We start from the raw sequence: 14,400 nt of genomic DNA on the forward strand, positions 1-14,400 counted from the left end.
CAGGTTCAGAAACCGTGACTGACACACCGCTATCGGGAGCAAGCCCCCTCCCACAGTGACAGCGTTAAGCCTTAACTGACTGGTGTTAGGGCAAGCCCTCTCCCACTATTTGATCGGTATCGGTCAGTCAGATCGCGGCGAAACGCTTGTCCAGGTAATCGATGATCACCTTGGAGTCATACATCCAGGTGGTCTCGCCGTTTTCTTCAATGCGCAGGCACGGCACTTTGATCTTGCCCCCTTGTTCCAGCAGGGTCTGGCGGTCGTGCTCGTTATTCTTCGCGTCCTTCAACGCCACCGGCACATTCAGGCGGTGCAGGGTGCGACGGGTCTTCACGCAGAACGGGCAGGCATGGAACTGATACAGGGTCAGGTCCTTGGCGGCGGCGTTGACCGTGGCCTGTTGTTCGGCGGAACGCTGCTTTTTGCGCGGACGGGTAAGCAAGTCGCCCGCGATGATGACGTGGCCGAGGCCCACTCGAAGTGCTTTGACGAACATGGCTGAAACCTCTTGCCCGATACAGAAGGGGCCGCAGCTTACCTGAATTTTGCGGGCGAAAAAAAACCGGCGATGAATGCCGGTTTTTTCTTACCCAACCTGTTATTTGATCAGGCTGAGGAATTCGCTGCGGGTGGCCGCGTTTTCGCGGAATTCACCGAGCATCACCGAAGTGATCATCGATGAATTCTGTTTCTCCACACCGCGCATCATCATGCACATGTGCTTGGCCTCGATCACCACCGCCACGCCCAGGGCGCCTGTGACTTGCAACACGGCATCGGCTATCTGGCGGCTGAGGTTTTCCTGGATCTGCAGGCGACGCGCATACATGTCGACAATCCGCGCGACCTTCGACAGGCCTAGCACTTTGCCGCTCGGGATGTAGGCAACATGGGCCTTGCCGATAAACGGCAACAGGTGGTGTTCGCACAGCGAGTACAACTCGATGTCCTTGACCAGCACCATTTCGCTGTTGTCAGAGCTGAACAAGGCACCGTTGGTGACTTCTTCCAGGGTCTGTTCATAGCCGCGGCAAAGGTACTGCATCGCCTTGGCGGCACGCTTTGGCGTGTCGAGCAGGCCCTCGCGGGAAACGTCCTCGCCGAGCTGGCCGAGGATCGCGGTGTAATTCTGTTCCAATGTCACAGAGCTTTATTCCGTATGGGTTCTAGAAGGGTACGGTTTCTGCCTGTACCAAAAATGTTTACCAATCAAGCGTTGGTTCATACCTGCCATTGGGCACATGGTAGCGTAAGTGTGGCGGCAGTTGTATTGCCCTTCAATGCGACGAGCGCCGCGTGCAGGGTTTGTCGGTCCGAAAACCCCTTCTGCATGCGTCCGGATGCCCGTTTTTCGGTGCGGTAGCGTGACGCACCTGCTGCTCGTGACCAGCCAGTTTGCAGTTGAAAAAAAGCCCGCAATCGCGGGCTTTTCAGATGACTCAGGGCTTATTTGAAAAGGCCGCCGATGGCATTGATCGCATCGGCGGCCTTATTCACGTTTTGCTGTCGCTGTGGGTCGGTGTTTACTTGGGCCTGGGCGTTATAGCCGGTATTGCTGCAGGTTTTGTTTGTCTGCGTCAGCGCGGCTTGAAACGCGCTGGCGCGCAACGTATCGCCCTTGGCATTCGCCGCGTTGAGGTTTGCCTGCAGGTCGCGGATCTGTTGCTGGCAGGAGGCGATACTGGCGTTGTTGGTGTTGTTGTTGGAGTTTGCTCCACCCAGAGCAGACGAGAGCGCGCCCGTCAGTGCGGTCAAGTCAGCGGCATGGATGGGGAGGCAGATCAGACTCAGCAGTGCTGCGGATGGAGCGAGCTTGGAAAGACGCATGGCAAACCTCAATGTTTAATCGTCCGCACAAACCTGGGCACCGAGCGGGTGCAGGACGATATCCATAAGGTGAGCGCTCGGTTGGAGCGAAATACTATTTGGTCAATTTTTGAGCTTCAATATTCGATTTTCGTAAATGTGCGGCCTTTCACGTTATCCGGCCGCTACGAAAAACGAACAACTCAGGGTTTTCGCCTTATTCCGGTTACTCGTCGCGCCCTTCCATCATGGTGCGCTTGAGCATTACATACACCGCGCCGGCGCCGCCGTGGCGGGCCTGGCATGAGGTAAAACCGAGTACCTGGGGGTGCTGGCGCAGCCAGGTGTTGACGTGGCTCTTGATCATCGGACGCTTGCCGTCGAGCCGCACCGCCTTGCCGTGGGTGACGCGCACGCAACGGATTTCGAATTTCGTCGCTTCGGCCAGGAAGGCCCAGAGGGTTTCGCGGGCTTTTTCGACGTTCATGCCGTGCAGGTCAAGGCTGCCTTCGAACGGGATCTGCCCGACCTTGAGCTTGCGCATCTGGCTTTCCTGCACGCCGTCGCGGGCCCACATCAACTCGTCTTCGGGGCCGACATCGATCACGAACTGGTCAGACAGACCGTCGACCGTGGTGGCATCGGTGCGCACGGTCGCGGCCTGGCGCAACTTGGCAATCTGCGCCCGGTCGGTCTTGGGTTTGCCGGTGTCGGCGCGGTCGTGCTTGATCGGCTTGACGCCGCGCAGCTCGTTTTTGAACAGGGAAAAATCGTCGTCTTGCATGTCGGCCTCCGCGAAGGGCGGGCAGTTTACCTAAATCGCGGCGGCCAGGGCGCAGGAAACGCTATCCAAGCGCCATCAGTCGTGCTTTTTCATCAGGTGTGCAGCGATGTTCAGAGACAAGGGTTGGCGCATCCGTCGACGGCTGCGACGCCACAACCACACGCCCAACCACAGCACCAACAGGCCGGTGACCAACAAAATGGCCGAACCGCCAGGGCTGGTATTCAGCTCACCCAGGGCGGGTGAGTGCCCCGACAAACCGGCACCACCAGCGCCGGCCAACAGCAGACCTACTATCGCCAACAGCGCGGCAAAGCCGGCGACCAGGCGCAGACGCCAGTTGCTCGGGCCCTTGGGGCGCAAGCGACGAGCATCAAAACCATCGGATATCTTCATTCCGACCTTTCCTCCAGGGTATCGGCCCTTCGACCGGAAGATACACAACTTGTTCCTGGGAGAGAGGTAAATGCGCCAAATGAGAGGGCATTGCGGATGAGCGGGGCGATTAACACGCCACGCCGCTCATCAGATGTCGATCAGATCAGATCTTTGGTCAACGCCAAGGTCGCAAAGTTGTCGGCCATGATGGCCATTTCGGTCTGTTGCACGTGCTCGGCACTCAGGACGCCACCTTTGTAAGGCAGGTCGCGGGTGGCGCAGGCGTCTTCCACCAGGGTGCAGCGAAAGCCCAGGTTCTTGGCGGCGCGCACGGTGGTGCTGACGCTGGAGTGGCTCATGAAACCGCAGACGATCAAGTCCAGGGAGCCAAGGTCCTGCAGGTGTTTTTCCAGGCCGGTCCCGTGGAAGGCGCTGGGCAACAGCTTGCCGATAACGGTTTCGTCACCGAGCGGTTCCAGGCCCGGAATGAATTCGCCGCGCTCGCCTTGCGGGTCAAAGAGGCCGCCGACGGTACCCAGGTGGCGCACATGCACGATCGGGCGCCCGGCGTTGCGGGCTGATGACACCAGTTGCTTGATATGACTGACGGCTGCATCCATGCCGGAGAGGGCAAGCGGACCGCTGAGGTATTCCTTTTGGGCGTCGATGATCACGAGGGTCGCATGATTCAGGTTGGCTGCTGCATAACCACGACCGCTGAGTTGAAACATCGTCTTTGGAACGGACATTCTGGGGCTCCTGTGAGGGGGGCTTTTGTGACATTGTCCACTGGCTGAGCGGTTCTGTGAATCGCTACCATCGTAAGGTACGCCGTTGTTGACGTGCAGCGATGTCAAGAGGGTGGCTTGTTGAGTCCAATGATGGCAAATGGAATGAAATCCGACGGGTGGTGAGGTGTTTTCGTACATCGAAGGGACAGGCGAAGGCTGTTAGAATCGCCAGTCGTTTTTTCCAGGAGTCTGCCCCGTGATTACATCCCGCCTGCGCACTTTGCGCGACCATATCCGTTGGGCTGTCAGCCGTTTCCATGGGGAAGATCTGTTTTTCGGCCATGGCACCGACAATGCCTGGGACGAAGCCCGGCAATTGGTGCTCGGCGCCTTGCACCTGCCCTGGGAAATTGCCGACAGCTACCTGGACTGCAACCTCGAAGAAGAGGAAATCTCCCATGTGCAGCGTTTGTTGCATCGCCGCATCCACGAGCGTCTACCCACGGCTTACCTGCTGAAAGAGGCTTGGTTCTGTGGCCTGTCGTTTATCGTCGACGAGCGCGTGTTGATCCCGCGCTCGCCGATCGGCGAACTGATCGAAAACCGCTTCGAACCCTGGTTGGCCCAGCCACCGGCGCGCATTCTCGACCTGTGTACGGGCTCCGGCTGCATTGGTATTGCTTGTGCTTATGAATTCCAGGAGGCCGAGGTGGTGTTGGCCGACTTGTCTTTTGAGGCATTGGAAGTCGCCAACCAGAACATCGAGCGCCATGGCGTCGATGAGCGTGTCTACACCGTGCAAGGGGATGGCTTTGACGGCCTGCCGGGTCAGCGGTTCGACCTGATCGTGTCCAACCCACCGTATGTGGATGCTGAAGATTTTGCCGACATGCCGGAGGAATACCAGCACGAGCCGGAGCTGGGCCTGGCTTGCGGTGATGATGGCTTGAACCTGGTGCGGCGCATGCTGGCCGAGGCGGCGGACCACTTGACCGAGAAGGGCTTGCTGATCGTCGAGGTCGGCAACAGCCAGGTGCACGTCGAGGCGTTGTACCCGGAAGTGGACTTCGCCTGGCTGGATTTCCAGCGCGGTGGCCACGGCGTATTCATGCTCACGGCAGAACAGTGCCGGGCGCATCAGGCAGTGTTTGCTGCCAGGGTCTAAGCCGGTCAGTGTGACCCCGATCAATGTGGGAGGGGGAAAGCCCCCTCCCACTGTTTATTGCATTTCATCCCGCTGTCAGCGGTGCGTGGCAATCCAGATCAGCAAGCCTGCCTGAAACACGGTAAACGCAACCAGGCAAGTGATGGTGAAGCGCAACCCGCTGTCCTCACGCTTGAACTTGGTGACCTTCTCCTCTTCCTTGCGCAACTTCACTTCATGCTCGGCCAGGTTGTGCTCGGCCTGTTGCAGCATCTGTGCGGCCTCGAGAATCTCCACGAACTGCACCTTCTCGGTGTTCCAGCTGTCGAGTACTTCGCTGACTTTGCCCGGCTGCACGTTGCCTTTGAGGTGCTGTACGTCGGCGTAGGCCACGTCAAAACCCTGGATGCGCAGGAAATGATCACGACGCAGGCGCGTGGCTTCATTCAGGGCGTCTTTGTTGGCCAGGTCCACGCCGTCGACGCGGTAGTGTGACCACTTCTTTTTGGCCCATGCCGCGCCCTGGGCGACCAGGAAACGGCCGAGGCCACGGTTGGCCGGTTCGATTTCCAGGCTGTTGCCCGGGCCGAAGTGCACGCGGTGGGTATCGTGATCGACCCAGATATCCAGGTGGTTCTGCTCACGGCGCACGCGTTGCGCCGGCAACTGGATGACCATGCGCAACAGGCTGCGATGTTTGTCGTGGCGCTCGGCATAACCGAACTGCACAAAGCGCAAGGGCCGTGCGCCGGTCGCGCGGTCCGTGGCCAGCGGCGCCAGGCGCAGCATCTTGAAATGTTCGGCCTGTACGTCCGCCCACGGCAGCGCCGCCGCCTCGACGGCCTCGGTTTTTTCAGCCGGGGTGTCGGCGGTAGGTTCTGGTGTAGCTTCGGTGGTTGTCATGCGGTGCGATCCTGTCCAAGCCTTGCGAGTCGGCAGTCTTTTTACTGTCGACTCTGGGCTTATCGGCCGCGTTCTTCAGGACTGGAGGCAAATAGTCGCTTAACGGGGCCCAAGTCCGTCGATAAAGCGCACGATGCGCTGGCCCAGCTCGGCCGCGAGGGGCAGTTGCGGGTCGTTGTAGGACTCCAGTTGTTCCTTCACATCCTTGGGGATGATGCGCATCACGTGGTTCATCCCCTCGATTACCGTGAGTTGCGCGTCCGGCTTGGCTTTTTTCAACAGTTGGGCATCGGCGACGCCGACCTGAATATCGTGGGTACCCTGGATGATCAGCGCCGGCATCTTCAATCTGGCGAACGCGGCCGAAGGATCGGCGCGAAACAGGCTGATCAGGTAAGGCTGCACGCTGGGTCGGAAAATACCTTCCAGCGGGCGAGGCACATCGGCATCCACTTGACCGGCCTTGAGGTGATCGAGGATCTCATTACTGCGCAACAACAGGGCCGGAGGTAGATGGTTGGCCAGTTGCTGGCGAATCACCTGGTCGACCGGCCGGGCGCTGCCGGAGAGGGATATGACGCCCGCCGGGTCAAGTTGCGGCGCGGCGAGGGCGGCTACCAGTGCACCTTCGCTATGGCCCAGCACGATCAGCGGGCCCAGGCGGGTGTCGTGCTTGAGCAGCTTGCCCCAGGCCACGGCGTCGGCCACATAGGCGTCGAGGGTCAGGTTGCGCTCGTCCGGGGTTGCGGCGAGGCTGGCGGCCACCCCGCGCTTGTCGTAGCGCACGCTGGCAAGGTTATTGCGGGCCAGCACCCAGGCCAGGCGCTTGAGGCTGTCGTTGCGTGCGCCGTCGGCGCTGTTGCCGTTGCGGTCAGTGGGGCCGGAGCCGGCGATGATCAGTACCACCGGCACCGGCTTGTCGGATTTGGGCAGCAGGAGCGAACCGAATAACTCGCCGCTGCCGGTGTCCAGGCTGATAGGCCGTTGCAGCACGACAGGGGAGGCGGCGAAGCCAAGGCTGGAAAACAGGGTGAGGGTCAAAAGCAAAACTCGTAGCATCATCGCGCCATTATCAGGAAGGTGCCGGTTGGACCAACGTCTACCGGTAAGGTTTCGAGGATGAACTAGTCCGATAGCCTGCGTATACTGGCCGCCTTAAGTTATTACGGTTGACTTGATTCAACTGATTTCACGGAGCGCCCTGCATGTCCGGCAATACCTTCGGCAAGCTGTTCACTGTCACCACCGCGGGCGAAAGCCATGGTCCGGCGTTGGTCGCCATTGTCGACGGCTGCCCGCCTGGCCTCGAGCTGTCCCTGGAGGACTTGCAGCGCGACCTGGACCGCCGCAAGCCCGGCACCAGCCGTCACACCACCCAGCGTCAAGAGCCCGACGAAGTCGAAATCCTTTCCGGCGTCTTCGAAGGCCGCACCACCGGTTGCGCCATCGGCCTGTTGATCCGCAACACCGACCAGAAGTCCAAGGACTACTCGGCGATCAAGGATCTGTTCCGCCCGGCCCACGCCGACTACACCTACCATCACAAATACGGCGAACGCGACTACCGCGGCGGTGGCCGCAGCTCGGCCCGCGAAACCGCAATGCGCGTGGCGGCCGGTGCCATCGCCAAGAAATACCTGGCCACCCAGGGCATCGTCATCCGTGGCTACATGAGCCAACTGGGCCCGATCGAAATCCCGTTCAAGACCTGGGACAGCGTTGAAGACAACGCCTTCTTCAGCCCCGACCCGGACAAGGTGCCGGAACTGGAAGCCTACATGGACCAGTTGCGCCGCGATCAGGACTCCGTCGGCGCCCGGATCACCGTGGTCGCCGAGGGCGTCAAGCCGGGCCTGGGCGAGCCGATCTTCGACCGCCTGGACGCCGAGCTGGCCCACGCCCTGATGAGCATCAACGCGGTGAAGGGCGTGGAAATCGGCGCCGGTTTCGCCTGCGTGTCCCAGCGCGGCACCGAGCATCGTGATGAACTGACGCCACAAGGTTTCCTGAGCAACAACGCAGGCGGCATCCTCGGCGGTATTTCTTCCGGCCAGCCGATTGTTGCGCACCTGGCGCTCAAGGCCACATCGAGCATCACCACGCCTGGCCGTTCGATCGACGTGCACGGCAACCCGGTGGACGTGATCACCAAGGGCCGTCATGACCCGTGCGTGGGCATCCGCGCCACACCGATCGCCGAGGCGATGATGGCCATCGTGCTGATGGACCACCTGCTGCGCAATCGTGGGCAGAACGCCGATGTACAGGTGAGTACCCCGGTGCTGGGCCAGCTGTGACGTCCAGTGCTGTTGAGCGAGCTTCCTGTGGCGAGCGAGCTTGCTCGAGCTGGGCCGCGAAGCAGCCCTACGCATGAGTCCCGTCCTCCCATACTGGCGCCTCTCCAGCTTCTACCTGTTCTATTTCGCCCTGCTTGGGGCGACGGCGCCATTCCTGGCGTTGTACTTCGATCACCTGGGTTTCCCCAGCGCACGGATCGGCGAATTGGTGGCCATCCCCATGTTGATGCGCTGCGTGGCGCCGAACCTGTGGGGCTGGCTCGGCGACTACAGTGGCCGGCGGCTGGCCATCGTGCGGTTTGGCGCGGTGTGCACCCTGGCGAGCTTTTCACTGATATTCGTCAGCAAGACCTACGCCTGGCTGGCCATGGTGATGGCGCTGCATGCGTTCTTCTGGCACGCGGTACTGCCGCAGTTTGAAGTGATCACCCTGGCCCACCTGCAAAAACAGACCTCGCGTTACAGTCAGATCCGCCTGTGGGGCTCCATCGGTTTCATCCTGACCGTGGTCATCATGGGGCGCCTGTTCGACTGGCTGAGCCTGGATATTTACCCGGTGGTGGTCGTGGTGATCATGGCCGGCATCATCGGCGCCAGCCTGTGGGTGCCCAACGCGCAGCCAGCCGCCCAGGGCAACCGCCTGGCCGGTGACGGGTTTCTCAGGCAATTGCGCAGTCCTGAGGTGCTGGCGTTTTATCTCTGCGTGGCCTTGATGCAAATGAGCCACGGGCCGTATTACACGTTCCTCACGCTGCACCTTGAACACTTGGGCTACAGCCGAGGTGTGATCGGCCTGCTGTGGGCGATGGGGGTGGTCGCCGAAGTACTGATGTTCCTGGCCATGAGCCGCATCCTCGCGCGCTTTTCGGTACGCCGGGTGCTGCTGGCCAGTTTCCTGTTGGCAGCGCTGCGCTGGTTGCTGCTGGGGACACTGGCTGAGTTTTTCTGGGTGCTGTTGCTGGCGCAAGTGATGCACGCCGCCACGTTCGGCAGTTTTCATGCCGCGGCGATTGCCTTTGTGCAACGCAGCTTCGGCGACCGCCAGCAAGGCCAGGGCCAGGCATTGTACGCAGCCTTGGCCGGCACGGGCGGGGCGGTCGGCGCCCTGTACTCCGGTTACAGCTGGAACCTGTTGGGGCCGACCTTCACCTTTAGTATTGCCAGCGTCGCAGCCCTGGCCGCTGCCGTTATCATGGGCCTTCGATTGCAAGAGCCGAACCAAGGAACCGTGCAATGAGTTATGTAGCCGTCTACCCCGTCGCCACACCCGATACCCCGAACAAGGTGTTGACCCACTTTGACGATATCCGCTCGACCCTGGCTGAACACGGCGTGCGGTTTGAGCGCTGGCAGCCTGGCGTCATTGAAAAGGGCGCCAGCGACACGGCCATGATCGCGGCCTATCAGCCCCAGATCGACACCCTGGGCTATGCGGCCGCAGAGGTGGCCAGCGTGACCCGTGACCACCCACAGAAGGATGAGTTGCGCGCCCAGTTCCTTGACGAGCGCCGTTACAGCGAAGATGAAGCGCGTTTCTTCATCGCGGGCCAAGGCCTGTTCAGCCTGCACGTTGGCGACTACGTGTACGGCGTGCGCTGTGAAAAAAATGACCTGCTGGTGATCCCCGCCGGCCTGCCCCATTGGTTCGACATGGGGGACAACCCGCACTGTGTGACGCTGCGCTTGTTCAACACGGTTGAAGGGCAAGTGCCTGATTTTACCGGTGACACCCTTGCACGTCTTTCTCCAGGGTTGGATGACTAACCACCAGTATTTGAATGTTCAACCCCGGTAAGTTTGAAATTGCTGTGGGAACAAGCTTAATTGCTTGTAAGGTTTGACTGTTTATTTTGTGTTCTGCGCTTTCATTCCATTCGTTATGTAACTCTCTCCAGATTCGATGTTTATGTCGCCTGTCAATAGGAGGAATCCGAAGGGTGACAGGGATTCTGTAAACCAAAGGAGAGAGCAATGAGTGGCCCCGTCAAGTCAGGTCACCCGCTGGTCAGCCTGCCGACGGCGATCAGAAAGCGCATGAGTTTGTCCGGCAAACCTTTGACCCCAGCGGAACTGGAGATCCTGCGCTGGGCCTCGGAGGGCAAGACGGTGTGGGAGATCAGCCAGATCCGCGCCACTTCCGAAGCGACGGTGAAATTCCACCTGCGCAACATCTATGGCAAGTTGGACGTGACCAACCGGGTACAGGCGATGAACGAAGCCGCCCGCCAGGGCTTATGCTGACGCACAGCAAAAAGGGCCGCGACGCTGGATGGCGTCGCGGCCCTTTTTTATACGTGGGGTTTATGCCGAATGGTAAGTCGGCAGGGCAAAGCGGTTCTGGCTTTGCAGCATCGAAATCTGCGGTAGCTCACTGGCTTGTTCGGCCAGGTCACGGCGAATAGCGCTGATCACCCAGGTCAGTTGATCGGCGGTGTGCAGTTGCTGATAGGAAATCGAACGCTTGACCTGTTTACCTTCGCTGTTGCGCAGGGTCAACAGGATACCGCCATCGGGACGCGGCTGAGTGGTGACTTCGTATTGGGAGAATACAGAGGCGAATTTGTCTTGGATCAGGCTCATGTCTATCAGCTCCGTTGGCTCAAGTGGGCAAGCATGGAGTGATAGGTGCAGTGATTGTGCCAGTATTGAGATGCTTAAAAAGTCTTTATAAATCAATAAGTTATAAAATTTCTAAATTTTCGGTTTCGTGCAATTTGCATGAATGGCCATCGTGCATCCTGCATTTTGCGTTATCGAGGCCGAACATTTCGTACTGCGCTTACGGTTAATGACTGCTGGCTCGCCGCAAAATTCCGTTTTTGTGTCTTGCCTGGCCGGGATACAAAACTTTTCAAATCCTGCGTGTACACCCACAGAATCGCTGGCGTATTTTCCTGCAAGACGTTTGGGCTCCTGCCTACAGGAGCAGCGTTGTTGTGGGTCAGACCAAGAATAAGAAAAAGGACGTCCGCCATGAGCCATCAGCAAGACGACATGATCACCTGGGGCATGATGCTGCGTAAGGTGCCTGCCATCGTTCGAGCCCTGCCACGGGTGGTGCGGGGCATGCGTGCGGCGAATGTCACTGACCCCCGACAGCCTTGCGGGCTCGGTTGGCATTTCGAACAGGCGGTGCTGCGCAATCCACACGGCGCCGCACTGTTGTACGGCGACAGTGTGCTCAGTTACAGCGAAACCAACCAGCGCGCCAACCGTATTGCGCACCACCTGCGCGCCCAGGGCGTCGCCAAGGGGGATGTGGTTGCCGTGTTTATCGAAAACCGTCCCGAATTGCTCCTGACCGTGCTAGCCGTGGCCAAGCTGGGCGGGGTTTGCGCCATGCTCAATACGTCCCAAACCCAGGCGACGCTGGTGCACAGCCTGAACCTGGTAAGCCCGGTGGCGATCGTCGTGGGCGCAGAGTTGGTGGCCGCTCACACGGCGGTGCGTGATCAGGTAGCGATCGAAGCGGCCAGGACCTGGTTTGTCGCGGATCAAGCCACGAGCTCGGTACCGGATGGCTATGTCGACCTGATGGCCGCCAGCGTCGGCTGTTCGGTGGACAACCCCGACAGCACCGGGCACATCTTCTGCAACGATCCCTGCTTCTATATCTACACCTCCGGGACCACCGGTTTACCCAAGGCCGGGATCATGAAACACGGGCGCTGGACCAAAACCGCCGTCAGCTTCGGCAGCATTGCCCTGGACATGGGCACGGACGACGTCCTGTATTGCACCTTGCCGCTGTATCACGGCACCGGCTTGTGTGTGTGCTGGGGTTCGGCGATCGTCGGGGCGTCGGGGTTCGCCATTCGCCGCAAATTCAGCGCCAGCCAGTTCTGGGACGATGCGCGCAAATTCAACGCGACCACCCTGGGCTATGTCGGTGAGCTGTGCCGTTACCTGCTCGACCAGCCGCCCAGCGCGCAAGACCGCGACAATCGGGTGACCAAGATGGTTGGCAACGGTTTGCGTCCGGGGGTGTGGGCGCAGTTCAAGCAACGCTACGGGGTTGAGCACGTCTGTGAACTCTATGCCGCCAGTGATGGCAACATCGGCTTCACCAATGTCTTGAATTTCGACAATACCATCGGTTTTTGCCTGCAGCACTGGGCGCTGGTGGACTACGCCCACGACTCGGGCGAGCCGCTGCGTGGCCACGACGGCTTGATGCGCAAGGTGCAAACGGGCGGGCAGGGGTTGCTGCTGGCCAGGATCGATGAAAAGTCGCCCTTCGACGGCTACACCGACCCGGAGAAGAACCGCAAGGTGGTGCTCACCGACGTGTTCGAGAAGGGTGACCGCTATTTCAACACGGGTGACTTGTTGCGCAGTATCGGCTTCGGCCATGCGCAATTCGTCGACCGCCTCGGCGATACCTATCGCTGGAAGGGCGAAAATGTGTCGACCACCGAAGTGGAGAACGTGCTGCTGCAGCACCCGCAGATCGCCGAAGTGGTGGCCTACGGCGTCGAGATCGAAAACACCAATGGCCGTGCGGGCATGGTCGCGATCACGCCCAGCGAGTCCTTGGCGTCATTGGATATGCGTGAGTTGCTGCAATTCGCCCACGGCCAGTTGCCACACTATGCAGTACCGTTGTTCCTGCGGATCAAGGTGCAGATGGAAACCACCGGCACTTTCAAATACCAGAAGGTCAAGCTCAAGGAAGAGGCCTTCGACCCTGGCAAGTCGGGCAATGATCCTGTCTACGCGTGGCTGCCGGGTTCGGACTGCTACGTGCCGATGACCGGGCAATTGCTGGCGCAGATTCAGGGTGGCCAGTTCCGCTATTGATTCTGCCTATGAGGGCTTTTGACAAAAAAGCCATGACCGTGAGGAACTCAGCCGCCACACTGGCACCCTATACAGCACCCCTTATGGAGCCCTCGCATGTCAGACCACGCCAAACAAATGACCGAAGACGAAGCCGCCGAATTTGCCGAACAGGTCTTCGATGTGGCCCGCAAAGGCGATGCCGCCATGCTCGCGGCGTTGCTGGCGAAAGGCTTGCCGGCCAACTTTCGCAACCATAACGGCGACACGTTGCTGATGCTCGCGGCCTACCATGGTCATGCCGAGGCGGTTAAGGTGCTGCTGGAATTCAAGGCTGACCCGCAGATCGCCAATGACAAGAACCAACTGCCGATCGCCGGCGCAGCGTTCAAGGGCAACCTGCCGGTGGTCAAGGCGCTGATCGAAGGCGGCACGCCAGTGGATGCCGCGTCCTCGGACGGCCGCACGGCGTTGATGATGGCGGCGATGTTCAATCGCGTTGAAATGGTCGATTACCTGCTCGGCCAGGGCGCTGACCCCAAGGCGGTCGATGCCCAGGGCGCGACCGCGCTGGCGGCGGCGCAGACCATGGGGGCGGTGGATACGGCGGCGCAGTTGCAGAAACTGGTGTAGGCTACGCGCCCTCGAAAACCCGCCCGCCACAGGATCCGCCCATGAAAACCGCCCTCGTCGAACTCATCAGCAAAATCAGCGCCGGCGTCATGGGCGAGGACGAAGTGGCGCGCATCGCCAACGAGGCGGCCCAGGCCTACGCCGACCCTGTGGCTTTTCTGGCCGCCAACCCGGATATCAACTACGACGATACGTTTCCTATCCCGTTGGGTGAGTGGGTGGTGGTCGGCAGCCTGCCGGAGACTGCACTGTTCCAGGCCGACACCTACGGCGACCTGTTTGCGCAGATCGTTGCCTCGTTCGGTCCGGGCGTGCCGTTCAACCTCAAACCCAAGCAACTGGCCAAGACCGACGATCTCACCGCGCTGAACCGCATTCAGATCCAGATGAGTGCCCTCAGCCAGGAAGAGGGCGGTTACGTGCTGATGAATTTCAGCCAATTGCTCGATGACGAAATCCAGGCGGTGCTGGTGTACGGCAACGACCTGCCACGGGTGCTGGAACTGTGCGCGCAAGTGGGGATCAAGGCCGAGCCGTCCCTGGAAGCCCTGCGCGTTGCCGTACACGTCTGAAATAAAACGGAACCCCTGCCAGGGCTGACTATCCTACAAGTGCATGCCCTCACTTAGGAGCGACACCATGGGTTCCACTTTTAATGGCCTGATCGGCCTGATCATTCTGGCGCTGGATATCTGGGCGATCATCAACGTGTTCAAAAGCGGCGCGAGCACGGGCGCCAAAGTGTTGTGGATCTTGTTGATCCTGTTGCTGCCGGTATTGGGCCTGATCATCTGGGCAATTGCCGGGCCGCGCGGCAACGTGCGGATCTGACAAGTCACTCCATTGGAGTGGCCACAGTCCATATATGGCTACAGTGAATAATGTGGGAGGGGGCTTGCTCCCGATGGCGGTGTTTCAGTTAACACATTCGTTGACTGTTAC

Annotated in this window: 18 protein-coding genes; 9 read left to right on the forward strand and 9 right to left on the reverse strand. The window is 60.0% G+C overall.

All coding sequences use genetic code 11. From position 1 onward, the window contains the following. Positions 1–127: 127 nt before the first annotated feature. The 6 genes from ACQRBT_RS16705 to ACQRBT_RS16730 all read right to left on the reverse strand — a co-directional run bounded on the left by ACQRBT_RS16705 (position 128) and on the right by ACQRBT_RS16730 (position 3,720). Positions 128–499: a glutathione S-transferase N-terminal domain-containing protein gene (locus tag ACQRBT_RS16705; protein WP_244385380.1), complete on the reverse strand. Its 372-nt coding sequence runs from the start codon at positions 497–499 to the stop codon at positions 128–130. A gap of 102 nt (positions 500–601) precedes the next feature. Next, positions 602–1,147 (reverse strand): GTP cyclohydrolase I FolE, encoded by a 546-nt coding sequence (gene folE, locus ACQRBT_RS16710; RefSeq protein WP_003175229.1) that lies wholly within the window; start codon positions 1,145–1,147, stop codon positions 602–604. Between the two features lie 302 nt (positions 1,148–1,449). Further along, a complete protein-coding gene (locus ACQRBT_RS16715; RefSeq protein WP_198763653.1) occupies positions 1,450–1,830 on the reverse strand; it encodes a DUF1090 family protein in 381 nt (126 codons plus the stop codon). A gap of 205 nt (positions 1,831–2,035) precedes the next feature. Continuing rightward, positions 2,036–2,593, reverse strand: a complete 558-nt coding sequence (locus tag ACQRBT_RS16720) for a Smr/MutS family protein (protein WP_090369615.1) — start codon at positions 2,591–2,593, stop codon at positions 2,036–2,038. Positions 2,594–2,668: 75 nt separating this feature from the next. Further along, the gene (locus tag ACQRBT_RS16725; protein ID WP_060755956.1) at positions 2,669–2,989 is read right to left on the reverse strand and encodes a hypothetical protein; all 321 of its coding nucleotides are present in this window, start codon (positions 2,987–2,989) and stop codon (positions 2,669–2,671) included. A 140-nt stretch (positions 2,990–3,129) separates the two neighbouring features. Next, positions 3,130–3,720, reverse strand: coding sequence for a cysteine hydrolase family protein (locus ACQRBT_RS16730; RefSeq protein ID WP_060755955.1), 591 nt, complete (start codon positions 3,718–3,720; stop codon positions 3,130–3,132). A gap of 238 nt (positions 3,721–3,958) precedes the next feature. Here ACQRBT_RS16730 and prmB point away from each other — a divergent pair, with 238 nt between their 5' ends. Next, entirely contained in the window at positions 3,959–4,867 is a 909-nt protein-coding gene (gene prmB, locus ACQRBT_RS16735; protein WP_060755954.1) for a 50S ribosomal protein L3 N(5)-glutamine methyltransferase, read from the forward strand. Between the two features lie 75 nt (positions 4,868–4,942). Here the strand turns inward: prmB and ACQRBT_RS16740 are convergent, their stop codons facing one another. After that, a complete protein-coding gene (locus tag ACQRBT_RS16740) occupies positions 4,943–5,749 on the reverse strand; it encodes a hypothetical protein (protein WP_198763650.1) in 807 nt (268 codons plus the stop codon). Positions 5,750–5,848: 99 nt separating this feature from the next. Next, positions 5,849–6,811, reverse strand: a complete 963-nt coding sequence (locus ACQRBT_RS16745; RefSeq protein ID WP_412047795.1) for an alpha/beta hydrolase — start codon at positions 6,809–6,811, stop codon at positions 5,849–5,851. A 143-nt stretch (positions 6,812–6,954) separates the two neighbouring features. On the opposite strand from ACQRBT_RS16745, the gene aroC reads away from it, so the two are divergent. From aroC to ACQRBT_RS16765, 4 genes are all read left to right on the forward strand, one after another. Continuing rightward, positions 6,955–8,046 carry a chorismate synthase gene (gene aroC / locus ACQRBT_RS16750; RefSeq protein WP_060755951.1) on the forward strand — a complete coding sequence of 364 codons (1,092 nt, stop codon included), beginning with the start codon at positions 6,955–6,957 and terminating at the stop codon, positions 8,044–8,046. Positions 8,047–8,119: 73 nt separating this feature from the next. After that, positions 8,120–9,283: an MFS transporter gene (locus ACQRBT_RS16755; RefSeq protein ID WP_412047796.1), complete on the forward strand. Its 1,164-nt coding sequence runs from the start codon at positions 8,120–8,122 to the stop codon at positions 9,281–9,283. Beyond that, on the forward strand, positions 9,280–9,810 hold the full coding sequence (locus tag ACQRBT_RS16760; protein ID WP_412047797.1) for a 1,2-dihydroxy-3-keto-5-methylthiopentene dioxygenase: 531 nt from the start codon (positions 9,280–9,282) through the stop codon (positions 9,808–9,810). The genes ACQRBT_RS16755 and ACQRBT_RS16760 overlap by 4 nt, the downstream gene beginning before the upstream one ends. 207 nt (positions 9,811–10,017) lie before the next feature. Then, positions 10,018–10,287, forward strand: a complete 270-nt coding sequence (locus ACQRBT_RS16765; RefSeq protein WP_060755948.1) for a response regulator transcription factor — start codon at positions 10,018–10,020, stop codon at positions 10,285–10,287. Between the two features lie 60 nt (positions 10,288–10,347). On the opposite strand, the gene ACQRBT_RS16770 is transcribed toward ACQRBT_RS16765, so the two are convergent. Beyond that, positions 10,348–10,626, reverse strand: coding sequence for a DUF3509 domain-containing protein (locus tag ACQRBT_RS16770; protein ID WP_060755947.1), 279 nt, complete (start codon positions 10,624–10,626; stop codon positions 10,348–10,350). Positions 10,627–11,019: 393 nt separating this feature from the next. On the opposite strand from ACQRBT_RS16770, the gene ACQRBT_RS16775 reads away from it, so the two are divergent. The 4 genes from ACQRBT_RS16775 (at position 11,020) to ACQRBT_RS16790 (ending at position 14,289) form a co-directional block, all read left to right on the forward strand. Next, the gene (locus tag ACQRBT_RS16775; RefSeq protein WP_412047798.1) at positions 11,020–12,846 is read left to right on the forward strand and encodes a long-chain-acyl-CoA synthetase; all 1,827 of its coding nucleotides are present in this window, start codon (positions 11,020–11,022) and stop codon (positions 12,844–12,846) included. Between the two features lie 96 nt (positions 12,847–12,942). Then, the gene (locus ACQRBT_RS16780) at positions 12,943–13,458 is read left to right on the forward strand and encodes an ankyrin repeat domain-containing protein (protein WP_060755945.1); all 516 of its coding nucleotides are present in this window, start codon (positions 12,943–12,945) and stop codon (positions 13,456–13,458) included. Positions 13,459–13,499: 41 nt separating this feature from the next. Continuing rightward, a complete protein-coding gene (locus ACQRBT_RS16785; RefSeq protein WP_090369635.1) occupies positions 13,500–14,030 on the forward strand; it encodes a hypothetical protein in 531 nt (176 codons plus the stop codon). Between the two features lie 67 nt (positions 14,031–14,097). After that, positions 14,098–14,289 carry a PLDc N-terminal domain-containing protein gene (locus ACQRBT_RS16790; RefSeq protein ID WP_003172956.1) on the forward strand — a complete coding sequence of 64 codons (192 nt, stop codon included), beginning with the start codon at positions 14,098–14,100 and terminating at the stop codon, positions 14,287–14,289. Positions 14,290–14,400 lie beyond the last annotated feature (111 nt).

The organism is Pseudomonas sp. R19M (assembly GCF_050312585.1).
In the GTDB taxonomy this organism is placed as follows: Bacteria; Pseudomonadota; Gammaproteobacteria; order Pseudomonadales; family Pseudomonadaceae; genus Aquipseudomonas; species Aquipseudomonas palleroniana.